At 68.7% G+C, this 23,342-nt stretch carries 18 protein-coding genes; 5 read left to right on the top strand and 13 right to left on the bottom strand.

Going from position 1 to position 23,342, the window contains the following annotated elements; genetic code table 11:
- Positions 1 to 2: 2 nt before the first annotated feature.
- From R2601_RS24165 to R2601_RS24175, 3 genes are all read right to left on the bottom strand, one after another.
- A complete protein-coding gene (locus R2601_RS24165) occupies positions 3 to 1,625 on the bottom strand; it encodes an arylsulfatase (protein ID WP_040546055.1) in 1,623 nt (540 codons plus the stop codon).
- Positions 1,626 to 1,766: 141 nt separating this feature from the next.
- Positions 1,767 to 2,177, bottom strand: a complete 411-nt coding sequence (locus R2601_RS24170; protein WP_007803645.1) for a response regulator — start codon at positions 2,175 to 2,177, stop codon at positions 1,767 to 1,769.
- Positions 2,178 to 2,330: 153 nt separating this feature from the next.
- Complete coding sequence (locus R2601_RS24175) at positions 2,331 to 3,014, bottom strand: helix-turn-helix domain-containing protein (RefSeq protein ID WP_007803647.1); 684 nt, start codon at positions 3,012 to 3,014, stop codon at positions 2,331 to 2,333.
- A gap of 576 nt (positions 3,015 to 3,590) precedes the next feature.
- On the opposite strand from R2601_RS24175, the gene R2601_RS24180 reads away from it, so the two are divergent.
- Positions 3,591 to 4,895 carry an AAA family ATPase gene (locus R2601_RS24180; RefSeq protein WP_007803648.1) on the top strand — a complete coding sequence of 435 codons (1,305 nt, stop codon included), beginning with the start codon at positions 3,591 to 3,593 and terminating at the stop codon, positions 4,893 to 4,895.
- On the top strand, positions 4,892 to 5,989 hold the full coding sequence (locus R2601_RS24185) for a ParB/RepB/Spo0J family partition protein (RefSeq protein WP_007803651.1): 1,098 nt from the start codon (positions 4,892 to 4,894) through the stop codon (positions 5,987 to 5,989). The genes R2601_RS24180 and R2601_RS24185 overlap by 4 nt, the downstream gene beginning before the upstream one ends.
- A 517-nt stretch (positions 5,990 to 6,506) precedes the next feature.
- On the opposite strand, the gene R2601_RS24190 is transcribed toward R2601_RS24185, so the two are convergent.
- The 5 genes from R2601_RS24190 to R2601_RS24210 are packed head-to-tail and all read right to left on the bottom strand — an operon-like array spanning position 6,507 to position 13,070.
- Complete coding sequence (locus R2601_RS24190; protein ID WP_007803653.1) at positions 6,507 to 7,811, bottom strand: sigma-54-dependent transcriptional regulator; 1,305 nt, start codon at positions 7,809 to 7,811, stop codon at positions 6,507 to 6,509.
- Entirely contained in the window at positions 7,808 to 9,601 is a 1,794-nt protein-coding gene (locus R2601_RS24195; protein WP_007803654.1) for a sensor histidine kinase, read from the bottom strand. Before R2601_RS24195 ends, R2601_RS24190 begins: the two co-directional genes overlap by 4 nt.
- Positions 9,601 to 9,972, bottom strand: coding sequence for a DUF1850 domain-containing protein (locus R2601_RS24200; protein ID WP_040546080.1), 372 nt, complete (start codon positions 9,970 to 9,972; stop codon positions 9,601 to 9,603). The genes R2601_RS24195 and R2601_RS24200 overlap by 1 nt, the downstream gene beginning before the upstream one ends.
- Positions 9,969 to 12,065, bottom strand: a complete 2,097-nt coding sequence (locus R2601_RS24205; RefSeq protein WP_007803658.1) for a TRAP transporter permease — start codon at positions 12,063 to 12,065, stop codon at positions 9,969 to 9,971. The genes R2601_RS24200 and R2601_RS24205 overlap by 4 nt, the downstream gene beginning before the upstream one ends.
- 57 nt (positions 12,066 to 12,122) lie before the next feature.
- A complete protein-coding gene (locus R2601_RS24210; protein WP_007803660.1) occupies positions 12,123 to 13,070 on the bottom strand; it encodes a TAXI family TRAP transporter solute-binding subunit in 948 nt (315 codons plus the stop codon).
- A 283-nt stretch (positions 13,071 to 13,353) separates the two neighbouring features.
- Here R2601_RS24210 and R2601_RS24215 point away from each other — a divergent pair, with 283 nt between their 5' ends.
- From R2601_RS24215 to R2601_RS24225, 3 genes are read left to right on the top strand one after another with little or no spacing between them, the layout of a single operon-like run.
- Entirely contained in the window at positions 13,354 to 14,493 is a 1,140-nt protein-coding gene (locus R2601_RS24215) for a phosphotransferase (RefSeq protein WP_083794028.1), read from the top strand.
- On the top strand, positions 14,486 to 15,769 hold the full coding sequence (locus R2601_RS24220) for an aspartate aminotransferase family protein (protein WP_007803664.1): 1,284 nt from the start codon (positions 14,486 to 14,488) through the stop codon (positions 15,767 to 15,769). The genes R2601_RS24215 and R2601_RS24220 overlap by 8 nt, the downstream gene beginning before the upstream one ends.
- Positions 15,770 to 15,808: 39 nt before the next feature.
- On the top strand, positions 15,809 to 16,516 hold the full coding sequence (locus R2601_RS24225; protein ID WP_007803666.1) for a GntR family transcriptional regulator: 708 nt from the start codon (positions 15,809 to 15,811) through the stop codon (positions 16,514 to 16,516).
- Positions 16,517 to 16,519: 3 nt separating this feature from the next.
- On the opposite strand, the gene R2601_RS24230 is transcribed toward R2601_RS24225, so the two are convergent.
- The 5 genes from R2601_RS24230 to R2601_RS24250 all read right to left on the bottom strand — a co-directional run bounded on the left by R2601_RS24230 (position 16,520) and on the right by R2601_RS24250 (position 23,000).
- Entirely contained in the window at positions 16,520 to 18,301 is a 1,782-nt protein-coding gene (locus tag R2601_RS24230; RefSeq protein WP_007803668.1) for an SLC13 family permease, read from the bottom strand.
- A 182-nt stretch (positions 18,302 to 18,483) separates the two neighbouring features.
- A complete protein-coding gene (locus tag R2601_RS24235) occupies positions 18,484 to 19,518 on the bottom strand; it encodes a transketolase family protein (protein WP_007803670.1) in 1,035 nt (344 codons plus the stop codon).
- Positions 19,515 to 20,363, bottom strand: a complete 849-nt coding sequence (locus R2601_RS24240; RefSeq protein ID WP_007803671.1) for a transketolase — start codon at positions 20,361 to 20,363, stop codon at positions 19,515 to 19,517. Before R2601_RS24240 ends, R2601_RS24235 begins: the two co-directional genes overlap by 4 nt.
- A gap of 67 nt (positions 20,364 to 20,430) precedes the next feature.
- Positions 20,431 to 22,173 carry a dihydroxyacetone kinase subunit DhaL gene (gene dhaL / locus R2601_RS24245; protein WP_007803672.1) on the bottom strand — a complete coding sequence of 581 codons (1,743 nt, stop codon included), beginning with the start codon at positions 22,171 to 22,173 and terminating at the stop codon, positions 20,431 to 20,433.
- Between the two features lie 14 nt (positions 22,174 to 22,187).
- Positions 22,188 to 23,000 (bottom strand): sugar phosphate isomerase/epimerase family protein, encoded by an 813-nt coding sequence (locus R2601_RS24250; protein ID WP_007803673.1) that lies wholly within the window; start codon positions 22,998 to 23,000, stop codon positions 22,188 to 22,190.
- Positions 23,001 to 23,342 lie beyond the last annotated feature (342 nt).

The raw sequence follows: 23,342 nt of genomic DNA on the forward strand, positions 1-23,342 counted from the left end.
GATCACGGCGCGCCGGCCGGTTCCGAGAGCGTCTCCATCACCTTCTCGAGGCTGAAGGACGCGGCTTCCTGACGCGGCGGGTACTCCTCGAAGCTCTCGAGGAAGTTGGCCACGTATTGCTGAGCCGGCACGTACATGTAGGCGTGGTCGAGCATCCAGTCGTAGAAGGTGTTCGACGTCCGGTAGGCACGCTCGTAGGGATCGCGGCGCAGGTTGAAGATCAGCGGCGTGCGCAGCTCGGTCAGCGGCTCGATCCAGGCGCGGAACGTTGCCCAGGCCTTCTGCTCGAGGAAGGTGATCTTCCAGTCTGCATAGCGCAGCGCCATCAGGTCGCCGTCATCGGAGAAATAGAAGATCTCGTTGCGCGGGCTCTCCTCGGTTTCGCCGGTCAGCATCGGGAGGATGTTGTAGCCATCGAGATGGACCCGGTAGTCGCGGCCTTCGCCGACTTCGGCCACGGTGATGCCTTCGAGCAGGTCTTCCTTGACGGTTTCGTTGCCGGCAGCGGCGAGGAAGGTCGGCAGCCAGTCCATGTGGTGGACGATCTCGTTGCTGACAGTGTCCTCGGGGATCTGGCCCGGCCAGCGGACCATTGCGGGCACGCGCCACGCGCCTTCCCAGTTGGTGTTCTTCTCACCCCAGAACGGCGTCATGGCGGCATCCGGCCAGGTGTTCATGTGCGGGCCGTTGTCGGTCGAGTAGAACACGATGGTGTTGTCGGCGATGCCCAGCTCGTCGATCTTGTCGAGGAAGACGCCGATATCGGCATCGTGCTCGATCATGCCGGCGGTGTATTCGTCGACCTGCTTGCCGGCGGCTTCGTTGGCCAGTTCGCGGTTCTCGTCGCTGACATGGGTGCGGAAGTGCATGCGCGTGCCGCTCCACCACACGAACCAGGGCGTGCCCTGCTCGTTGGCGCGTTCGATGAAGTCGATCGCGGCGGCGCTGGTCTCGTCATCGACGGTTTCCATGCGCTGTTGCGTCAGCGGGCCGGTATCCTCGATCTCGCCATCGGCGTAGGAGTGGATCACGCCGCGGGGCCCATAGGCTTCGCGGAAGGTCTGGCCGTCGCCGACCATCATGTCGCCCGGGTAATCCTCGTTCTCGGGCTCTTCCTCGGCGTTGAGGTGGTAGAGGTTGCCGAAGAACTCGTCGAAGCCGTGGTTGGTCGGCAGGTGCTCGTCGCGGTCACCGAGGTGGTTCTTGCCGAACTGGCCGGTGGCGTAGCCCTCGGCCTTGAGCAGACCCGCGATGGTCGGATCCTCTTCCTGCATGCCTTCCTGCGCGCCCGGCAGGCCCACCTTCGAGAGGCCTGTCCGGAACACCGACTGACCCATGATGAAGGACGACCGGCCGGCGGTGCAGGATTGTTCACCGTAGTAGTCGGTGAACATCATGCCCTCATCCGCGATCCGGTCGATGTTGGGGGTCTCGTAGCCCATCATCCCGCGCGTATAGGCCGAAATGTTGGACTGACCGACATCGTCGCCCCAGATCACCAGGATGTTGGGCTTCTGGGCACCGCCCTCCTGATCCTGCTGGTCCTGCGCGAAGGCCGGCAGGCCCGGAACCGCAAGCGTCACGGCCGCTACAATCGTTGCTCTTAGTCGAAAATTCGGTGACATGAATGTCTCCCTGTCAGGGTCGTTGGTCGGATGCGGCGCACAGCCAGAGACCCCTTGAACTGGAATGGGGTGATCTCCTGATCTCACATCTCTCCTCAAGATTGATCGCGTAAATGGCGAGTGGATAGATGGACCAAGTACCTACATACGCTCCGGAGCGGCCGTCCCGGCCCCGAGGGCCAGCTCGAGATCGGCTCGAGAAATCGGCTTGGTGACATACAGCTCGGCGCCGGCAGCCAGGCAGGCGTCCCGGGCGCCACCGATATCGCGGCCCGTCATCACGATGATGCGCAAATCCGGGAAATGCTGCCTAAGCACTGAGATCAGCTCCGCACCGCTCAATCCGGGCAGGTGAAGATCGAGCAGGAGTGCGGCCGAACCCGCGGAGACCGGGCTCCGGAGCAGTTCCTCGCCTGTCCCGAACGTCGCGACATCAAACCCCAATGACCGGACCGCGCGTGCCAGCGCGCGGCTCACGCTCATGTCGTCTTCGACAACGAGGACTTTTCCAAGGGACACGGTCATGAAGCCAGTCTGCGCGATCGGCAGCAACCGTCATAGTTGTCCTGAGTACCTACATCGGGAGACGTCGATCTGACCGGATGCAAATGTGGCGGAGGGAGCAGTCGAAGCTCTGCGATCCCGGTCCGGAAGCGTGCGTCGCCCGAGCCGCAGCATCCAGACCAGCCGGCTGTCGCAACCCGCTCAAGTCTCGATCACCACCTCGTCGACGCTGGCATCGACTGACTGGCAGGCGCTGAGCAGATGCCCTGAGAGATGGGTCGCCACGTAGGTCGCATGAAACCGCGAGGGCGCCCGGAGGTGCAGCCGCCCCCCTGCCCTGCGTCCGCGTTCCAGCGCCGCGATCCACGACCCGTAAAGCCCGGCATCCTCGGCGTGCAGCAACGCCTTGGCCAGCGTCCACTCGCTGCCATCGCTGAGGTCCGGCGCCTCGACCCGGCCCTTCACCGGCAGCGGCACCACCTTCTCGGGCATCGTCTCATCGCCCGACAGTCGATGCTCGAGATCCGGCCCCACATCGGCCCAGCGGTCGCGGCTGTCCTCAAGGATGCGCTCGATGCCGAGGGCGTATTCGCTGACCCTGCCCCGCGCCCCCTGACGCTTGACCACCAGCCAGCCCATCGCCCGCAGCTTCGCCATCTCGCGCTTGACCGTCCGCTCGTCCACCTGCCAGAGCCGCGCGATCTCGCGCTGGCCCACCGCCAGCTCGTCGCGCGCCCAGTTGTAGCGCGCGGTCACCAGCGTGATCAGTCGCAGAACAAGCCGCTGCCGTCCCTTCTCCTGGGCGAGGCCGAACGCTCCCATCACGGTGAGCAAATCGTACTTGAAGGCCGCAGCGTTGCGCCCGACCGTTTTCTTGGCAAGCATCTCCTGCCCTCGTGTCTCGCCCTGTGCTACGGGCCTGCCTCGTCCGGGCTCGTGTTGTGGCCCGTGAAGGTAAAGTCGCTGTTATTCGTCGGCCGTCTTTCCGGCCAACTCAGCGTTCTTTCCTGATCTTCACCCATTTGCGTCCGGAGATCCGATTCTGTCAAGGCTCGCCGCAATTGCGGTCGGTCCCCTCTCCCTTTTTCGATAGAAAAAATCGGTATTCTGGTATTGGGTGACAGGCAGCGTGTCCCCTATTGGAGCGAAAATGTCCCCCAATATGTGGCCTCGGCGATCCCCGTGTCCCCCAATATTTTTGCCCTGAGCGCAGGCACTTGGCGAATCGCTGGACTTGGCCGATCGGCGGCTGCAGGTGAGCGTTCATTGGGGTTTGGCAGAACCGCCACTATTCCGATTTCCACGATAATAGATTTTGTCAAAAGCCGCAAACCAGCGTAAATACCGAAGCAGAGCAGATTTACGTTCCCTCGCTTTCGGTCTCTTGTCCCCATGGGGACAGTCCCCGGGCGCAGCTGTCCCCGCGGGGACAGAAAAGAGGGACCCCAGACAGGAGAGACCATGTTCACCCATGACGACCTCGCGCAGATGCAGGCGCAATCCCTCAAGATGCAGAGCTGGATCCGGCAGCAGACCTTCTCGCCCGAGCTCGAGAAGCGGCTCAGACGGTTTTCAAGCTGGGAGGTGGCCGAGCTGATCCTGCAGGTCAACCAGTCGACCCTGCGGGGCCGCCTCGCCGCCGACCCCTCCCTGCCCCAGGGCCTCGTCGAAGAGGACGGCCGCCAGCGCTGGTACGCGCTGGAAGAGATCAACGAGATCCGCCGCAAGCTCAAGGTCAACCGCAAGAGCCTGATGCCGCCGCGCCCGGCAAACAAGCGCGCCTTCCGCGTGGCGATCTCGAACTTCAAGGGCGGCGCCGGCAAGTCGACCGTGGCGCTGCACTTCGCCCATGCGGCGGCGCTCGATGGCTATCGCGTGCTCTGCGTCGACTTCGACCCGCAGGCGACGCTGTCGCACTCCATGGGGCTCAGCGACGTCACCGAGGAGTTCACCGTCTGGGGCATCATGGCCCGCGACCTGATCCGCGAGACCGATCGCATGAACGCGGCGATGCACGGCGCCGAGAGCGGCTCCGCCCTGCCCCAGCGCAAGCTGCCCGAGGCGATCACCGGCATGGGGCTGCGCGACCTGCGGGTGACCGACTTCATCAAGCCCACCAGCTGGCCCACCATCGACGTCATCCCCTCCTGTGCCAACGCCGCCTTCGTCGAGTTCGCCTCGGCGCAGTACCGTCACCTCAATCCCGAATGGTCGTTCTTCGCCGCGGTGTCGCGCTATCTCGATGCCCTGCCCCCGGATGCCTACGACCTCGTCATCTTCGACTGCCCCCCGGCGATCGGCTACCAGAGCATGAACGCCGTCTTCGCCGCCGACATGCTCTATATCCCCTCCGGTCCCGGCTACTGGGAATATGACAGCACCACCTCCTTCATCGGCCAGCTCTCCGAAGCGCTCGCCGATCTCAGCGGCTTCGAGGGGGTTGTCCCCGCGGGGACACTGCAATTGCCCAAGGTCTTTCAGGACGTGCGCTTCCTGCTCACCCGCTACGAGCCGGGCAACGAATTGCACCGCGCGATGCGTTCAGCCTTCCAGAAGGTCTGGGAGGACAGAGTGACCGACAACGCCATCGAGATGACCCGCGCGGTCGAACAGTCGGGTCGCTTCCTGAGCTCGATCTACGAGATCGACTATCGCGAGATGACCCGCGAGACATGGCGACGGGCGCGCACCTCTTTCGATCGCGCCTACGAGGAATTCCGCGGCCATGTGCTGACCGCGTGGGACCAGCTGGAGGATGAGGCATGAGCAAGCGACGCGGTTTCGACATCGACTTTCCCGGCAATGCCGACGGGGTCTACACCGGCGCCAAACGCAAGGAAACGCCCGAGCCCGCCGCGCGCCCCGAGGGGCGCCGCGGCCCGATGGCGGCGGCGATCTCCGAGAACGCCGACGCGCTGCGCCAGCGCGCCGAGGCCGAGCGCGCCATCCGGGAAGAGAACGACCGGCTGGCGCATGAACACGTGCGGCTCAAGCGCGCCGGGCTGATCACCGACCTGATCCCGCTCGACGCCATCCGCATCGAGAAGCTGACGCGCGACCGCGGCCCCGGACCCGACCCGGATATCGGCGAGCTGAAAGACTCTATTCGGGCGATTGGTCTCTCGAACCCGATCCAGGTCGAACCCTCCGGCGACGGCTACGAGCTGGTGCAGGGCTTCCGCCGCCTGCGCGCCTATCGCGAGCTTTACGCCGAGACCGGCGATGAGGCGTTTGCGAAGATCCCCGCCGGGTTGATTGCCACTGGGGCCGAGCTCGAGCAGCTCTATCGCCGCATGGTCGACGAGAACCTCGTGCGCCGCGACATCTCCTTCGCCGAGATGGCGGTGCTGGCGCTGCGTTATGCCGAGGATCCCGGCACATCGGCGGAGGATCTGGGCTCGGCGATCGACGTGCTGTTCGCGTCGGCGGGGCGGCAGAAGCGCAGCTACATCCGGCATTTTGGATCGCTGATCGAACAGGTGGGCGACGCGCTGCAGCACCCGCAGGCGATCTCGCGCAATCTTGGGCTCGACCTGAACAAGCGGCTGGCTTCGGAGGACGGCTTCGAAGGGCGTCTGCGCGAGGCGATGGACGGGCAGGGCGAGGTCTCGCCCGACTACGAGGTGGCGGTGCTTCAGGACCTGCTGAAGTCGGCTCCAAAAGCGCCGAAGCCCCGCGCCGGCACGACGCGCAATGCCGCCGCCAAGACCACGCTGCGTTGCACTGTCCCCGCGGGGACAGTCCGATGCGCGGCGCGCGACGGCAAGGTCGAGCTGCAGATGGAGCGCGACTTTTCCAGCATCGACCGGCACCGGCTCGAGGCCGCTGTCGCGGCGTTCATGTCGGCGCTCGACGACTAGGTTGGGCTGACTGCGAGCCTGTTGCAGGGCGGCGTCACGGGGAACCGGGCGCCGCCCTTTGTCTTTGCCGGGCCGGGATTGAGGTCGGTGTCGTGGCGGTCGTCTGGGTGCTGTCCCCGCGGGGACAGCGCCGAGCAACGGGCATCATCATGGGATGACCCCTCCTCACGCGCGATCTGTCCCCGCGGGGACAAGAGCCTAAATCACGTCTCCGGCAGACCCTCCCGGCAGGACCAAATGCTCTCAAACAGGCATGCCCGGACCGCTGTCCCCGCGGGGACATGTGACCGTAGGCGCGGCCTGGCGTCGTCAGGCTGGCTGTCGAAACGGCGCCGAAAAGAGGATGTCCCCGTGGGGACACGCACTCAGGAGCCGAGGCCGAGGTCTCGGAGTCCTCCGCGTGACGCCGCCGGGCGCGCTGCCACGACGCCCCGAAGGATCACCTATACATTCAATATAAAGAATATTAATGTACCCCAAACCACTGCGGCCCGGCAGGGCAGGGGGGGGGCGCAGCTCAGACGCGGATGCCGTAGCGGCTGACCTTGTCGTTGAGTGTGCGCCGCGCCATGCCGAGCGCCTTGGCGGCGCGTTCGGTGTTGCCGCGGCAGCGCTCGAGCGCGAGGCGGATCTCGCGCGCCTCAAAGGCAGCCACCCGCGCGGCAAGGCTCTCGGGCTCGGCGCTGGGGGCGGCGGACCCCTCGGGCAGGTCGAGCCCAAGCGCGAAGCGCTCTGCCAGCGCCTTCAGTTCGCGGACATTGCCCGGCCAGGCCCGGCGCTGCAGCCGCTGGCGCAGCGTGTAGTCGACCTTGGGCGTCTCGCGCCCGTAGCGCGCCGCGGCGAGCGCGGCGTAATGGCTGAACAGCAGCGCGATGTCGTCGCCGAGAACGCGCAGCGGTTCGACCGCGATCTCTGCGCCGGCGAGACGGTAGAACAGGTCGGCCCGGAAACTGCCATCGAGCGTCAGCGGCCTGAGGTCGGTCTTCGAAGTGGCGATGATCCGCAGGTCGAGCGGGCGAAGCCGGTTCTCGCCCAGCCGTTCGACGCTGCGTTCCTGCAAGGCGCGCAAGAGCTTGGGCTGGATCGCGGCGGGCATGGCCTCGACCTCGTCGAGCATCAATGTGCCGCCCGAGGCCGCCTCGAGCTTGCCGGGCTTGTCCTGCGCGCCGGGAAAGGCGCCGGCGACATGGCCGAAGATCTCGATCTCGAACAGGCTCTCGGGCAGGGCGGCGCAGTTGACCGCCACGAAGGGGCCACCGGCACGCGGGCCGGCGGCGTGCAGGGCGCGGGCGACAAGCTCCTTGCCGGTGCCGGTCTCGCCGGTCACCACCACGTCGAGATCGGTGGGGCCGATGGCGTTGATGCGGGCGCGCAGCGTGGCCATCGCGGCAGACTGGCCCAGCAGACCGCCCTCGTCGCGGCGGGTGATGCGCTCCTGCAGGCGGCCGATCTCGGCGCGGGCGGCACGGTTGCGCAGGCCCCGCTCGATCACCGTCAGCAGGTGCATCCCGTCATAGGGCTTCTCGAGAAAATCCTCGGCACCGGCGCGCATCGCCTGCACCGCCTGCGCCAGATCGCCATGCCCCGAGATCAGCACGACGGGGCAGTCGGGGTCGCGGTCGCGGGCGGCTTCGAGCAGTTGCTGGCCGTCGATGCCGGGCATCCTGAGATCGGTCAGGATCAGGTCGGGGCGGCTGGTCGCAGCAAGGGCGGCGGCACCGTCGGGGAAGGCCTCGGCGCGGTGGCCGGCGGCCTCGATCAGGTCGCAGAGCGCCACGCGATGGTCGCGGTCGTCTTCCACGACGTGGATCAGCGGGCTCATTCGGCGGCCTCCTGCGTGTCGTCCCGTGCCAGCAGCGGCAGGATCACCGCCACCTCGGTGCCCGCGCCGGGGGCCGAGCGGATGTCGAGCCGTCCGCCGAATTGCTGAACCACCTCGAAGCAGATCGCAAGCCCGAGGCCGAGCCCCTCGCCGCCGACCTTGGTGGAGAAGAACGGCTCGGCGATGCGCGGCAGCACGTCGGGCGCGATGCCGGGACCGTTGTCGCCGACCCGCAGGGTGACCTCCTGCGCGGTGCACTGGATCGAGAGTGTGACCTCGCCCTCTCCGGGCACCACCGCCTCGATGGCGTTGTGCAGCAGGTTGACCAGAACCTGTTCGAGCCGGGCGTGGCCGGCCTCGACCCGCGGCGCGCTGTCCGCGGGCGCAAAGCGCAGCGCGACCCCCGCCGCGTCGGCGCGGGGCTGCGCCAGCGCCAAGGCCGAGCGCGCCACGTCGGTCACCTCGACCGGCGAGAGTGGCGCCACCTCGCGGCGGGAAAAGTTCTTCAGATGCTTGGTCATGCGTTGCATCCGGCGGATCAGACCGCGCGCCGAATGCAACCGCGCGGCGGTCTGCTCAGGGGCCCGCGACAGGCCGAACTCGGCGGCGGTGAGCGTCGCCTCCATGGCGGCAAGGGGCTGGCTGACCTCGTGCACGATGGCGGCGGACATGCGCCCGAGCGCGGCCATCTTCTCGGACTGCACCAGCGTCGCCTGCATGGCGCGCAGATCCGCCTCGACCTGCCGCCGGGCCTCGATCTCGCGCGCCAGCTCGGCGGTGCGCTGGCGCACCTTGCGCTCCATCACCTCGGTCTGGCGCAGCCGCAGCGCGATCAGTCGCCGCCGGTGCCGCCGCATGTCGGCGAGCCCGAGACCCAGCAACCCGGCCAGCAGTGCCAGCGCGGCGGTGGCAAGGCCGGCGGCGCGGGCGGGCCAGACCGGCGTGGCGGCAAGCAGGCGCCAGCCGTTTTCGAACGGCGTGCCGCGCAGGGTCGTGGCGCGGCCCTTGCCGTTGAGCGACAGCTCGGAGCCTTTGGGCAGCAGCGGTGTGGCGCCGGGCAGGTCGGTGCGGGCGTAGAGCCGCGAGTCCGCGAGCCGGGCGAGGGTGGGCGCGGGCAGGGCGGTGAGCGGGCGGTAGCGCCAGCCATCCACCGAGGTCAGGAACACCACCTCGTCGCGGTCGGTGACGGCGATGTGCTGGCCGGTCTCGGCCCAGGCCCGTTCGAGCGGGCGCAGGTCGATCTTGACGACGACGACGCCCTGCACGTCGCGGTCGGGGTCGTCGATGCGGGTGGCGATGAAGTAGCCGGGCTCGCCGGTGGTCACGCCGACGGCATAGACCGCGCCGGTGCCGGTGTCGCGCGCCTCGGTGAAATAGGGGCGGAAGCTGTAATCGTGGCCCACGAAACTGCCGGGCGCGGCCCAGTTCGAGGAGGCGAGGGTGAGGCCGGCCTCGCTCAGCAGGTAGAGCTGGCCCGAGCCGGTCTGGCTGGCGATCTTCTGCAGGTAGCGGTTGGCCGCATCGATGGCGGCGGCATCGTCCGGCGTGGCGAGGGCGGCCCGGATGCGGGCATCCTCGCCGGCCACGCGGGGCAGGGCGCGGAAGCGGTCGATCTCGGTCTGCAGGGCGCGGTGGCTGACCAGCAGGCCCTGCTCGAGCCCCTGCCGCAACTCGGCCAGCACCAGCTGCCAGGCCAGCGCACCGCAGAGCAGCGCCCCGAGCGTCACCAGCACCAGCCGCAGGCGCCAGACCGAGCGCAGCCGCGGCAGCAGGGAGGCGCGGCGCGGCATCAGCCGGCGTCGGGGCAGGGGGAGAGGCGCACCGGCAGCCCGGCGCTGGCGCCGAGCCGGGTGCACTCGGCGCCGCACAGGGTCCAGGCCGAGGGGGTCTTGCCCGAGGCGGCGAGGACGAGTGCGGGCACCGGCGGCAGATCCGGGGCCCAGACCCACCAGTCGTTCTCGAAGCGCCCGCCGGGGCCGGGCTCCATGCCGGCGCCCGAGCCCTTCACCGCGGCCTGGGTCAGGTGCAGGCGGTTGTCTTGGGTGACCTCCCATGTCTCGCGCCAGTCCTGACGCTCGACCGAGTGGGTCCATTGCAGGGTGAAGCTGCCGCTATCGGCGAGGGCGAGCATCAGCGCCCCCGCCAGAATGCAGCCGCTCACGCCGACACCGTCGTCCGGCCCCGCCACATCAGCACCGCGAAGACCGCGGTGAGCGCGAAGCCGATCTCGTCGGTGATCGGCAGTGCCGCGACGAGGGTGAAGGCGGCGGCGACGGCGATCACGCGCTCCCACATGGCCAGCGGGCGGCCCAGCCAGCCGATCACGCAGGCGCCCCAAAGGGCGAGCGCGATCAATGCCTTGAGCACGATGTAGGCGACCGCGGGCCAGTAGCCGACCGCGCCCGCCAGCGCGCCGCCATCCTGCAGCATCAGCGCCGGGGTGTAGACCGCCATGAACGGCACCACGAAGCCCGCGGCGGCCACCTTGATCGCCTCGAAGCTGATCTTCAGGCCGCTTTCCTTTGCGATCGGCGCGGCGGCGAAGCAGGCCAGAGCGACCGGCGGCGTCAGGTCCGCGAGGATGCCGAAATAGAACACGAACATGTGGCTGACGATCAGCGGCACGCCGAGGTCGAGCAGCGCGGGCCCGGCGATCGACGAGGTGATGATGTAGTTGGGGATGGTCGGAATGCCCATGCCGAGGATGATACAGGTAATCATCGTCAGCACCAAGGACAGGAACAGGCTGTCCTGCCCGACCGAGACGATGAACTGGCCAAAGGTGTTGGCCGCGCCGGTGAGGGTCATCACGCCAATGATCACGCCCACGAGCGCGCAGGCGATGCCCACGGGCAGGGCAGTCTTGGCGCCGTCGGCAAGGCTGTCGCGGCAGATCGCCAGTGTCTCGCGCCCGCCGCGGAAGGCGGCGCAGGTGACGATGAGCACGCCCAGCACCAGAAGCAGCGCGTGGATGCCGAACTTGAAGAAGGCCGAGGCGCAGAGCCCGAGCACGATCCAGAAGATCACCCGCACCGCGGTCGAGGGCATCCCCATGGCGATGGCGGTGCCGAGGATCAGCATCCCGGTCAGCGCCAGCCCGATGGTCCCGGCAAACAGCGGGGTGTAGCCCGAGAACAGCAGCCAGACCAGCACCGCAAGCGGCAGGATCAGGTACCAGCCCTCGCGCAGGGCCTTGCGCGCCGAGGGCATCTCTTCGGCGGACAGGCCGCGCAGGCCGCGCTTTCCGGCCTCGAGATGGACCATCCAGAAGGCGCCGGCGAAGTAGAGGATGGCGGGCACCAGCGCCGCCTTGACCACTTCGATATATTGCACGCCGAGGGTCTCGGCCATGATGAAGGCCACCGCGCCCATCACCGGCGGCATGATCTGCCCGCCCATCGAGGAGGTCGCCTCGACGCCGCCGGCAAAGGCCGGGCGGTAGCCGAAGCGCTTCATCAGCGGGATGGTGAACTGGCCGGTGGTGACGACGTTGGCGACGCCCGAGCCCGAGATCGTGCCCATCAGCCCCGAGGACAGCACCGAGACCTTGGCGGCGCCGCCGGTGCGGTGGCCGACGAGGCCGAGCGAGACATCGGTGAACAGGCGGATCATCCCGGCCTTCTCGAGGAAGCTGCCGAACAGGATGAAGAGGAAGATGTAGGTCGCCGACACATAGGTCGGGATGCCGTAGATGCCCTCGGTGCCATAGGCGATCTGCTCGACCACCTGCTCGAAGGCGTAGCCGCGGTGATCGAAGGGCGGCGGCAGGTGCTGGCCGAAGAGCGCGTAGGCGAGGAAGAGCCCGCAGATGATCGGCAGGGCAGGGCCCATCAGCATCCACGCGGCGACGAAGACCGTGACCACGGCGACGCAGCCGAACACGAGGTCGGGCAGGTTGGGGTCGCCCGCGCGGAACAGCAGCGGCGTGTACTCGATCCACTGGTAGGCGGCGACGGCGACGCCGGCGGCGGCGAACAACCAGCACAGCGCCCGTAGCGGCGTGCCGAAGCCGCGCCCGAGCGCCAGCAGCGGGTAGCCGAGCGCCAGCAGGAAGCCCACATGCACCGCGCGCATCACCTGGCTGGGCAGGTCGATGACATGGGCTGCGATGGCGATCTGGTAGAGCGAGAAGACCACCGCCAGCCAGAAAAGGAAGCGCCCGGTCAGGCTCGGCGGAAAGCTCGAAGCCAGCGGGTCATGCAGTTCGGCCAGTTCCTCGGCCCGGCCGGTCTCGGCCGCGTGTTGTCCGGTCATGTGATCCTCCCGTCATGCCGTCAGCCCGGCCAAGGCCGGGCCGACGTTTGGGGCTGCTCAGAGCAGGCCCTGTTCCTTGTAGAACCGCTCGGCGCCCGGGTGCAGTGGGATCGGCGCGTTCTTGATGGCGTTCTCGAGGTCGATGTCGCCCGCCGCGGCATGCGCCGCCTTGAGCTGGTCGAGGTTCTCGAACAGCAGCTTGGTCATCTGGTAGGCGAGCTCGTCCGAGACGTCGGAGCTGGTCACGAGCACGTTGGTGATCGCCAGCGTGGGCACGTCCGCGTCCTGGCCCGGGTAGGTGCCGGCGGGGATGACGCCGGCGGCGTAGGGCGCGCCGAGCGTTTCCGCCACCTCGGCGGGGATCGACACGTAGGTCACATCCTGGGTCGAGGACAGGTCCTTGAGCGCCGCCGAGCCGAGGCCCGAGCTCTGCAGCGTGGCGTCGAGCTGGCGGTTCTTCATCAGCTCGACCGATTCCGCGAAGGGCAGGTACTCGACCTTGCCGAGATCGTCGTAGCTCATGTCGAGCGCGCCGAGGATCTTGCGGGCGTTGACCTCGGTGCCGGACTTGGCGGCCCCGACCGAGACCGACTTGCCGGCAAGCTCGGTCGCGGTGGTCACGCCGGCCTCGGCGGAGGCGGCGATCTGGATGAAGTTGGGATAGATGGCGGCGATGGCGCGGAGCTTGTCGAGCGGCTTCGAGAAGCCGACCTCCTCGTTGCCCTCGTAGGCGTCCTTGACCGAGTCGCCGAGCGCGAAGCCGATCTCGCCACGGCCCTGCTGCAGCAGGTTCAGGTTCTCGACCGAGGCCTTGGTCGACTGCACCTGCGTGCGGGCATCGGGGATGTTCTTGGCGTAGATGTCGGCCATGGCAACGCCGAGCGGGTAGTAGACGCCCGAAGTGCCGCCGGTGAGCACGTTGATGAACTCCGCGGCCGAGGCGGCGGGGGCGGAAAGGGCGAGGCTGCCGGCGATCAGTGCGCCGAGCCCGAAGGTCTTGATCATGGTGGTCCTCCCAGACTCTCGATCCGCGACACCGGCCCGTCAGGCCCTGTCGCGAGGTGTGGGAACCATGTTCAGGCGGCCGGTTCCGGGCAAGCTGCGACGGGGGCGGGGCCGATGTTTCGTCGCAGGATCCCGCCCCGCCCCTGGCAGATTTCTGCCCCGGCTCAGACAGGCTTGATCCTCGGGCGCTTCGGCGCCTGCGCCGTGCGCTCGGCGGTTGGGAGCGCCCTTGCTATTTCTATTTTATAAAATATAAGTCGAGCTGCCCAAACCGGTGAAGATCATGACATCCAGCGCTCCCATCGCCCTTACCAAGGCCACTCCCGACGCCGATTCCCGGCCCGGTTGGCCCGCCTTCAAGGATCCGTTGCTCTCCGAGGCCGCGGGCGGTTTCCTCGCGCCGCGCCCCGACTTCGGTGTCGAGCGGCTGGCAGAGGTGTTGCGGGAGGGGTGGGGCCTCTCGGGCAGGCTCACCGATCTCGGCGGCGAACGGGACTGCAACACCGGCGTGGCGCTGGAGGACGGCCGACGGCTGGTGCTTAAGATTTTCAGCCCCGACGACAGCGACCGGGTCCGCCAGTTCCAGCATCAGGTGATGGTGCATCTCGAGGGGCGGGGCCTCGGGCTGACGCCGAAGATCTACAGGACCCGCGACGGCGCCCTCGAGACGGTGGTCACGGACGGGGAGGGGGCGCGGTTCCACGCGGTGCTGATCGACCTGATGCCGGGACAGCCGCCGCAGCCCGATGGCAGCGCCGCGCAGCAGCGCATGATCGGGCGCGGCATCGCCGAGCTGCACGGCGCGCTGCGGGACCTCGACTGCCCCGCCGCCAACCGGGTGCTGCTCTGGGACCAGATGAACGCGCCGCGCCTGCGCGAGGCGGCGGAGATGGTCGAGGACCGCGCCCTGCGCCGCCGCATCCTCGGCGGCATGGACCATGTCGAGCAGCGGTTGCCGGCGCTCGCGGCGCTGCCGGCGCAGCTGATCCACAACGATCTGAGCCAGAGCAACATGCTGGTGCGCGACGACGACCCGCTGGCGCTTAGCGGCATCTTCGATTTCGGCGACATGGTGATCGCGCCGCGGATCAACGACATCGCCATCGCCGCCACCTATTTCACCCTGCCGGACCGCCCGCTCGCGCCGCAGCTGGCCCGCATTGTGGCGGGCTACGAGGAGGTCATCGCGCTTGGCGATGACGAGCTTGCCGCGCTGCCCGACGCGATGCTGGCGCGGATGCTGCTGCGCATGGTCATCCCGCTCTGGCGCAGTGCGCTGTTCCCCGCCAACCGCGCCTACCTGCTGCGCCATTTCGATACCGGGCGCGCGCTGGCCGAACACGTGCTGCCGCCCGAGGGCGGGCCGGGCCGGGCGCCCTTCGCCTTCAACAGATCCCATCTGGACACGCTTTGCCATGACTGACCAATCCTCCCACGCCACGCTGATGGCGCGCCGCAGCCGCACTCTCGGGCCGGCCTACCGGCATTTCTACGACGCCCCGCTGCATCCGGTGCGCGGGCAGGGGGTGCGGCTTTACGATGCCGAGGGGCGGGCCTATCTCGATGCCTACAACAACGTGCCCTCGGTCGGGCATTGCCACCCGCGCGTGGTCGAGGCGCTGGCCGCGCAGGCGGCCGAGCTCAACACCCACACGCGCTACATCCATCCCAAGATCGTCGAGTATGGCGAGCGGCTGACGGCGCTGTTCGATCCCGCGCTGTCGCAGGTCATGTTCACCTGCACCGGCAGCGAGGCCAACGATCTGGCGCTGCGGGTGGTGCGCGCGGTCACCGGCGGCACCGGCATCATCGTGACCTCGAACGCCTATCACGGGGTGACCGCCGATCTGGCCGAACTGTCGCCCTCGCTGGGCGCGGCCAACCCGCTCGGCGCGCATGTGCGCACCGTGGCCCCGCCTTCGGGCGTGGATGGCGGCGCCAGCTTCGCCGCCGAGGTCCGCACGGCCATCGCCTCGCTGCAGGCGGCGGGGCTGCGCCCGGCGGCGCTTTTGTTCGACACGGTGTTTGCCAGCGACGGGGTCTATCTTGATCCGCCGGGCTGCGTCGCGGGCGCGGTCGCCGCGATCCGCGAGGCCGGTGGCCTGTTCATTGCCGACGAGGTGCAGGCGGGGTTGGCGCGGGTGGGCTCGCATATGTGGGCCTATGAGCGCCACGGCGTGGTGCCCGACATCGTGACGCTGGGCAAGCCGCTGGGGGCGGGGCACCCGTTGGCCGCGATGGTGATCCGGCCCGATCTGCTCGCCGAGTTCGGCGCCAAGACCCGCTATTTCAACACCTTCGGCGGCAACCCGGTGTCGGCGGCGGTGGGGCTCGCGGTGCTCGACGTGATCCGCGACGAGGGGCTTCAGGAGAACGCTGACAGCGTCGGCCGGGCGCTGCAGGACGGGCTCGCCACGCTGGCGCAGCGCCATCCCGAGGTCGTCGCGGAGGTGCGCGGCACCGGGCTCTACGCAGCGGTTGAGCTGCGCGGCGCGCCCGGGACCGCCGGGCAGGGGATCAGCTGGCTGCTCAACGACATGCGGCGGCGCGGCGTTCTTCTGGGCAGCTGCGGCTCGCACGGGCAGGCGCTGAAAATCCGCCCGCCGCTGCCGTTCGGCGAGGACGACCTCGCGGAGCTGCTCACGGCGCTGGATGAGGGCTTGTCGCAGGACGGGCTTTGTCACATCCTCGGTGCTTGATCCGAGACGGCGCGCCGCCGCGGGCGTGAGAGGAGAGCCATGCCAGACCCTGCCAAGCCGAGCGTGTCGCGCACCGGCAACCTCAAGCCCATCGCTTCGGGGAGCCTGTCGGCGCGGGCCTACGAGGCGATGCGGCGGGGGCTGATCGAGGGCGAGTTCGCGCCGGGGCAGCGGCTCGTGCTGCAGGATCTGGCCAACCATTTCGGCACCTCGATCACCCCGGCGCGCGAGGCGGCGATGCGGCTGGCCAGCGAGGGCGGGCTCGAACTGCGCTCGGGCCGGTTTTTGTTCGTGCCCGAGATGGACCGCGACCGCTATCTCGAGGTGCGCGCCATGCGGATCGAGCTCGAGGGGCTGGCGGCCCGGGTCGCCGCCACGCGCTGCACGCCCGAAGAGCTCCAGCCGCTGCGCGAGATCCAGCGCGCCTATGTCGCCTCGGATGCGCCCGAACAGGCCGAGACGGCAACGCGCCTGAACCGGCAGTTCCATGCCGGGGTCTACCGGCTTTCGGGGATGGCGCTGCTGATCAGCCATATCGAGCAGCTCTGGGTCGCCATGGGCCCGATGCTGACGGTGTTCTTTGCACCCGACGGCCAGCGCTATTTCGGCGCCGAGGTGCATGACGCGATCCTCGATGCGCTCGAGGCCGGCGACGGGGCAGAGGCGGAGCGGCAGATCCAGACCGACATCGTCAACGGCACGGCGCGGTTCCTCGCCTATTTCGACCGGCAGGAGGCGGCGCGCTGAGCCTTAGCCGTAGAGCCACAGGATGCCGCCGCAGGCGGTGACCGCAGCCACGAGGTTCATCGCCAGCCCGATCTTGAGAAAATCCGAGAACCGGTAGTTGCCCGCGCCGTAGACCAGCGTGTTGGTCTGGTAGCCGATGGGCGTGGCAAAGCTTGCCGAGGCACCGAACATCACCGCCATGGTCAGGGCGCGCGGGTCGAGCCCGGTGCTTTCCGCCAGCCCGATGGCGATGGGGGTGAAGACCACGGCGACGGCGTTGTTGGTGACGGTCTCGGTCAGCAGCGAGGCCAGAAGGTAGATCGCCAGCAGCGCGAAATAGGGCGGCAGCCCTGCGATGGGGGGCGACAGCCAGCTGACCAGCAGGTCGACCGCGCCGGTGTTCTGCAGCCCGAGCCCGACCACCAGCATGGCGAAGATCAGCACCAGGATCGCCCCGTCGACCGCGCCCCAGGCCTCGTCGGCGTCGATGCAGCGCAGCACGAGGATCGCCGCCACCGCGAGGATCGACAGTGTCGCGATGTCGAGCACACCCAGCGCAGCCAGCCCGACCACACCGGCCAGCGCCGCCAGCACCAGCGGCGCGCGGCCGCGGCGGAAGGCGCGCCCGGTGGGGCGGCTGACCGAAACCAGCTGGGCCTCGTCCTCGAGGCTTTCGAAGGCGTTGGCCGGGCCTTCGAGCAGGAGTTTGTCCGCCGGGCGCAGCCGCACGCTGCCGAGATCGGGACCGGGGATGTGCTCGTGCCGGTGCGCGCCCAGCACCCGCACGCCGAAGCGCCGGCCCAGCGACATGCTGCGCAGGGTGCGCCCGAGGCTGGGTTTGCGCGGCGAGACGATGACCTCGACGGTGACCATCTCGACATCAGGCTGCTCGCCGCGGCGCAGGCCGATCTTCAGAGCCGGATCGTCGTGCAGGGTGAGCAGCTCCGAGGTGGGGGCGCGGAAGATGATGGTGTCGCCGGTCTCGAGAACCTGCTCGGCCAGAGGGCCGGGCAGGGCGTGGCCCTTGCGGCGCAGGCCGGTGACCCTGACGCTGCCGCGGTTGAACGGCGCCACGTCGGCCAGCGCCTTGCCGGCGTGGCTGTCATCGGCCAGCACCGCTTCCGACAGGAAGGTGGTCTCGCCCAGCATCTGGTCGGGGTTGCTGGCCTCGCGGTCGGGCAGCAGCCAACGCCCGAGGATCGCCAGCGTCACGCCGCCGGCCAGCGCCACGAGGATGCCCACAGGTGTGATCTCGAAGATGCGGAACGGCTCGAGCCCCTGACCGCGGGCAACGCCGTCGACCAGCAGGTTGGTCGAGGTGCCGATCAGCGTGCAGGTGCCGCCGAGGATCGCGACATAGCTCAGCGGGATCAGCAGCCGTGTGGCGGACTTCCCGAGCGCGGAGGCGAGCCGGATCACCACCGGGATCAGCACCAGCACCACCGGTGTATTGTTGACGAAGCCCGAGGCCACGAGGGTGACCCCGAGGATCACCGACAAAGCCAGCGCCGGGCGCTCCTGCGCCTGCGCGATCACCATGTTCGAGACCGCCTCGAGCACCCCGGTACGCACCAATGCGCCGGAGAGCACGAACATCGCGCCGATGGTCAGCGGCGCGGGGTTGGAAAACACCGACAGCAGCTCGTTCGGGCCGACATAGCCCATCGCCACGAACAGCGCCGCGAGCCCGGCGGCGGGCACTTCCGGCGGGTAGAGCTCGAGCATGAAGAGCGCGAACAGCGCCACGATCATGGCCAGCGAGATGAGCGCGTCGTAACGCTCTATGAGGTCGATGAAATCTGTCATGCGTGTTCCGCCTGCCCGTCTGACACAACGTCGACCTGTTCAGAAGGTTGCGCAAGAGGGCATGGCGGGATGGTCGCGTCGGCGGGCGGGCCCGCCGCGAGGCGGTGGCCCTCGGGCGGTTGATCCCCGCCGAGCCGGGGCTCAGCCGCCACCCCCGGCCGCTGAGCCCGCTTCGGCCGGGCTCAGAGCCAGCCGCGGATGCGCTCGGCCACGCGCTCGACCGACAGCCCGTACATGTCGTGCAGGGTCGGTAGGGCGCCGGCCTCGAGGAAGGCGTCGGGCAGGCCAATCATCCGGAAGCCCGGGGTGACGCCCGCCTGCAGCAGCGTCGCCGCCACCGCTTCGCCCAGCCCGCCGTTGACGCTGTGGTTCTCGGCGGTGACCACCAGCCGTCCGCCGCGTCCGGCCTCGGCGAGGATGGTCTCGGTGTCGAGCGGCTTGATCGTGGGCGTGTGCAGCACCGCCACGTCGATGCCGTCTTTCGCCAGGACCTCGGCGGCGTCGAGGGCGCGCATGGTCATGATGCCCGACGAGATCACCAGCACGTCGCGCCCCTCGCGGATCATCTGGGCGCGGCCCAGCTCGAACCGGTAGTCGGGCTTGTGGCGGGTCAGCACGCTCGGCACCTTGCCGCGCAGCAGGCGGGCGTAGACCGGCCCCGGATGGGCGATCATCGCCGGCACCATGCCGGCCACGTCGCAGGCATCGCAGGGGTCGATCAGCACCATGTCGGGCAGGCCCCGGAAGATCGCCAGATCCTCGGTGGCCTGATGGCTCGGGCCGTAGCCGGTGGTGAGGCCGGGCAGGGCGCAGGCGATCTTGACCGGCAGGTTTTCCTCGGCGATTGCCATGGCGATGAAGTCATAGGCCCGGCGCGCGGCGAAGACCGCGTAGGTGGTGGCAAACGGGATGAACCCCTCGCGGGCCAGCCCGGCGGCGGCGGAGAACAGCAGCTGCTCGGCCATGCCCATCTGGTAGAAGCGCTCGGGCATGGCGTTGGCAAAGACGTGCAGGTCGGTGTATTTCGACAGGTCCGCCGAGAGTCCGACGATGCGCGGGTCGCCCTGCGCCGCCTCGACCAGCGCGTGGCCGAAGGGGGCCGGGACGGTGTCATAGCCCTCGGCGGCCAGCGAGGCGATCATCGCCGAGGTCGCGACGAGCTTGCCCTCGGGCACCTTGCGGGGCTCGTACTTGCGCGCTTTCGAGGCGTGGGTCATTGCGGTTTCCCCTCTTCCAGTCGGTCGAGCGCGCGGGCCCATTCGTCGGGCTCGACCCGGACGAAATGGTTCTGCTCGCGGGCTTCGAGGAAATCGACGCCCTTGCACATGCGGGTGTTGCAGATGATCACACGCGGCTTGGGCTCTGGCAGGGCGCGGGCGGTGTCGAAGGCTGCGACCAGCGCCGAAAGGTCGTTGCCGTCGACCTCCTGCGCGTGCCAGCCGAAGGCCTCCCACTTGGGCGCCTCGGGCACTTGGGCGAGCGCGTCACGCGACGGGCCATCGGCCTGCTGGTTGTTGAAGTCGACGAGGCAGATCAGGTTGTCTAGCTTCCACTGCACGGCGGACATCACCGCCTCCCAGGTCGAGCCCTCGCCAAGCTCGCCGTCGGACATCAGGTTGTAGACCACACGGTCGGAGCGCTTGCGCTTCAGCCCGAGCGCCGCGCCCACGGCGATGCCGAGCCCGTGGCCGAGCGAGCCGCCGGTGATCTCCATGCCGGGCGTGTAGGAGGCCATGCCCGACATCGGCATCCGGCTGTCATCCATGCCGTAGGTGGCAAGCTCTTCCTCGGGCAGGATGCCGGCCTCCATGAGGGCGGCATAGAGCGCGATGGCGTAGTGCCCGATCGAGAGGTAGAAGCGGTCGCGCCCCTCCCATTCCGGATCGTCGGCGCGCCAGTCCATGGCGTGGAAATACGAGGTGGCGAGCACGTCGGCCACCCCGAGCGCCTGCCCGATATAGCCCTGCCCCTGCACCTCGCCCATCAGGAGCGCCTTGCGGCGGATGTTCCAGGCGCGCCTCTCGAGCGAGACGTTCGAGACCGCTGCGGCGGGACGTGTCATGCCTTCCCCTCCCATGGATCGGCGATGAATAGGCTGGCCCGGCACAGGCTGTGCGCCGGGCCCGAGATCAGTCGCGCGCAGCGTCGGTCATCGCGACGAGCATCACATGCGCCGAGGCGGCGCCGGGATCCATGTGCCCCAGCGAGCGCGCGCCGAGCTTGGCCGAACGGCCCCGGCGGCTCTCGATCTCGGCGGTGTAGTCGCGGCCGTTGCGGGCGCCCGCGCTTGCCGCCTCGAGGCAGGCGATCACGTCGCCGCCCGCGTGCAGCGCCTCCTTGGCCTTGGCCACCGCCGGCACCCAGGCGTCGATCATCGTCTTGTCGCCGACCTGCGCGCCGCCGCGCGACTGGATGCCGGTGCAGATGCCCTCGATCCACGCCACGGTGGCGGCGGCGTCGAGGTTGAGCCGGTCCGACACCATCGCGCCCGCCTTGCGGAAGGCCGAGGCATAGAGCGGCCCGGAGGATGCGCCGACCGCGTCGAGAAACGCCTTGGCCATGCGCTCGGAGATCTCGGTGACGGTCTCGCGGCGCTCCTCGGCCAGCTCCTTGCGCACCGCCGACCAGCCGATATCCATCGTCACGCCGTGGTCGCCGTCGCCGATGACGCCGTCGAGCTCGGAGAGCCAGTCGCGGTTGTCGTGGATGGCTGCGCCCATCGCCAGCATCATGGTGCGGAAGCGCGCGGGCGTGATCGGGCCGTCCTTGGCCAGCGTGTCGTGATCGACCGTCGCACCGGTCCCGGCGCTGGCGTGGTCGCGCCGGGTCAGGCTGCCTGCGGGGGCCAGATCGCCCGCCACGGTGAGCGCCGGGGTGCGGCAGGGGGTGTCGAGCAGCGCCTTGAGGTCGTCGTCGAGCTTCAGGAGCGTGATCGAGGCGCCGGCCATCTCGAGCGAGGTGCAGTATTCCCCGACCCATGCGAAGTGGATGTGGATGCCGTGTGCGTCGAGGATCTTGGCGGCGCGGCGGTGCAGCAGGTAGAGCTCCAGAGGCCCGGTGGCGCCCAGCCCGTTGACCAGCACCGCGACCTCGTCGCCGTGGCCGAGCCCCATGTCGGCGAGGATCGCCTCCATCAGCTCCTCGGCCACCTCGTCGGCGGTCTCGAGCTTGCCGCGGCGCATCCCCGGCTCGCCGTGGATGCCCATGCCGATTTCCATCTCGTCATGGCCGAGCTCGAAATTGGGCTTGCCGGTCTGCGGCAACGAGCAGGCGCTCAGCGCCACGCCCATCGAGCGGCAGTTCTCGTTGGCCTTCGTCGCGGCGGCGACCACGCCTGCGAGGTCGCGTCCCTGCTCGGCGGCGGCGCCTGCGATCTTGAAGACGAAGAAATCGCCCGCGATGCCGCGCCGTTCGCCCTCGCGGCCCTTGGGGGCGGAGGCGACATCGTCGGTGACGGCGAAGGAATGCGCTGGCACGCCCATCGCCTCGCATTCCTCGGCGGCCATGTCGAAATTCATCACGTCGCCGGTGTAGTTGCCGTAGAGAAACATCACGCCTGCGCCGCCATCGACGGCGCGCGCGGCATCCATGATGTGCTCGGGCGAGGGCGAGGCGAAGACGTTGCCCACCGCCGCCGCATCCGCCAGACCGCGCCCGACATAGCCGGCAAAGGCGGGCTCGTGCCCCGAGCCGCCGCCGATCACGATGCCGACCTTGCCGTCGCGCGGGCCGTCCTTCGCGACGATGGCGCGCCCGGTGGCGCCCTCGACCTTGAGCATGTGCGGATGCGCCAGAAGCATCCCCTCGATGGCCTCGGGGATGATGTCTTCCGGCGCGTTGATGAGCTTCTTGGTGCGGATATCGTCGGTCATGTGGTCCTCCCCCCTCATTGGACGAATGTCTTGGCGGCGGCAGTGGTCTGTTCGATCCACGGCTGCTCCTTGGCGATGGCGTCGTCGAGCGTGCCGCCCTCGATCATCAGCCAGTGCTCGAGGATGACGCTCATGTCCTTCGGGCAATGGGCGAGCTGGTCGAGCGTCCAGCGGATCGGCGCGCGCCCGGTCCCGAGCGGCACGCCGTGGATGCGGAAGCCGACGCCGTAGGTGTCGGGCGTGATCTCGTAATCCTTGAGATGCAGGTTGATGGTGTAGGGCGCGAGCAGGCCGATGGTCTCTTCCGGCCATTCGTTCGCGCAGATCGAGTTCGCCACGTCGAGACAGACGCCCAGGTGGTCGTCGTTCACGATGTCCAGCAGCTCGACCATGCGCGGGCTGGGGTAGTTGAAGTGGTTCTCGATCGCGATCTTCATGCCGGCGGCGCGGGCGGCATCGACGCGCGGGCGCAGCTGTTCGGCCAGCTCGGCGGTCGGGATATGCCCGTCGGCCTCGTCGAGCGCCACGCGCAGGATCTTTGAATGCAGCCGCTTGCCGATCTCGATGTAGCGGTCGACCTCGTCGGCGTCGAAGCACTGGGTGCCGAGCTCGAGCGCCAGCCCCTTCTCCTGCGCGATCTCGTAGAGGCGGTGGTGGTCCGCCGCCTCGAGCCGGTCGAGCGGCATGTTGTCGGCGTATTGCACCACGCTCAGCCCCAGCGCCTCGGCGCGGTCGAGCAGGTCGAAGGCGCTGAGCGGGCGGGCCGGGCGCTGATCCTTGATGCCGATGGACCAGCGATAGGCATAGCTGCCGAGTCCGAGTTTCATGATGTCCTCCCAAGTTCCGTCGGCGCCGGCGCCGCTTTGCCCGAGGCGAAAGCGCGACCCGCGCGGATGACCAGAAGGGATAACCGGTTTCGGCCCGCCTAGCTTTGAAGTTCTCCTAATCAGCTTGTTAAGTTTTGTTCATTTATTCGGGGCGGGGGCTTTGTCATGGTCTTTCAAACCGCGGCAGGGGAGAGCCGCAGGGGAGGATCAGCCGAAAGACATATTCCCCGGGGATGCAGTGCGCGCTGCCTGCCGTTGCCCCTTGCCGCGGAGATCACGGTCCGGTGCCAGCCGACCGGAGACATGACAGGTGGGGACTGCCCCGCCGAGAGACAGAAAGGA

This window comes from Salipiger bermudensis HTCC2601 (assembly GCF_000153725.1).
Lineage (GTDB): Bacteria > Pseudomonadota > Alphaproteobacteria > Rhodobacterales > Rhodobacteraceae > Salipiger > Salipiger bermudensis.

Bases quoted from the DNA above. Each gene is read 5' to 3' on its own strand.
- R2601_RS24165 (WP_040546055.1), bottom strand. From the start codon at position 1,625: ATGTCACCGAATTTTCGACTAAGAGCAACGATTGTAGCGGCCGTGACG.
- R2601_RS24175 (WP_007803647.1), bottom strand. From the start codon at position 3,014: ATGCTTGCCAAGAAAACGGTCGGGCGCAACGCTGCGGCCTTCAAGTAC.
- R2601_RS24180 (WP_007803648.1), top strand. From the start codon at position 3,591: ATGTTCACCCATGACGACCTCGCGCAGATGCAGGCGCAATCCCTCAAG.
- R2601_RS24185 (WP_007803651.1), top strand. From the start codon at position 4,892: ATGAGCAAGCGACGCGGTTTCGACATCGACTTTCCCGGCAATGCCGAC.
- R2601_RS24190 (WP_007803653.1), bottom strand. From the start codon at position 7,811: ATGAGCCCGCTGATCCACGTCGTGGAAGACGACCGCGACCATCGCGTG.
- R2601_RS24195 (WP_007803654.1), bottom strand. From the start codon at position 9,601: ATGCCGCGCCGCGCCTCCCTGCTGCCGCGGCTGCGCTCGGTCTGGCGC.
- R2601_RS24205 (WP_007803658.1), bottom strand. From the start codon at position 12,065: ATGACCGGACAACACGCGGCCGAGACCGGCCGGGCCGAGGAACTGGCC.
- R2601_RS24210 (WP_007803660.1), bottom strand. From the start codon at position 13,070: ATGATCAAGACCTTCGGGCTCGGCGCACTGATCGCCGGCAGCCTCGCC.
- R2601_RS24215 (WP_083794028.1), top strand. From the start codon at position 13,354: ATGACATCCAGCGCTCCCATCGCCCTTACCAAGGCCACTCCCGACGCC.
- R2601_RS24220 (WP_007803664.1), top strand. From the start codon at position 14,486: ATGACTGACCAATCCTCCCACGCCACGCTGATGGCGCGCCGCAGCCGC.
- R2601_RS24225 (WP_007803666.1), top strand. From the start codon at position 15,809: ATGCCAGACCCTGCCAAGCCGAGCGTGTCGCGCACCGGCAACCTCAAG.
- R2601_RS24230 (WP_007803668.1), bottom strand. From the start codon at position 18,301: ATGACAGATTTCATCGACCTCATAGAGCGTTACGACGCGCTCATCTCG.
- R2601_RS24235 (WP_007803670.1), bottom strand. From the start codon at position 19,518: ATGACCCACGCCTCGAAAGCGCGCAAGTACGAGCCCCGCAAGGTGCCC.
- R2601_RS24240 (WP_007803671.1), bottom strand. From the start codon at position 20,363: ATGACACGTCCCGCCGCAGCGGTCTCGAACGTCTCGCTCGAGAGGCGC.
- dhaL (WP_007803672.1), bottom strand. From the start codon at position 22,173: ATGACCGACGATATCCGCACCAAGAAGCTCATCAACGCGCCGGAAGAC.
- R2601_RS24250 (WP_007803673.1), bottom strand. From the start codon at position 23,000: ATGAAACTCGGACTCGGCAGCTATGCCTATCGCTGGTCCATCGGCATC.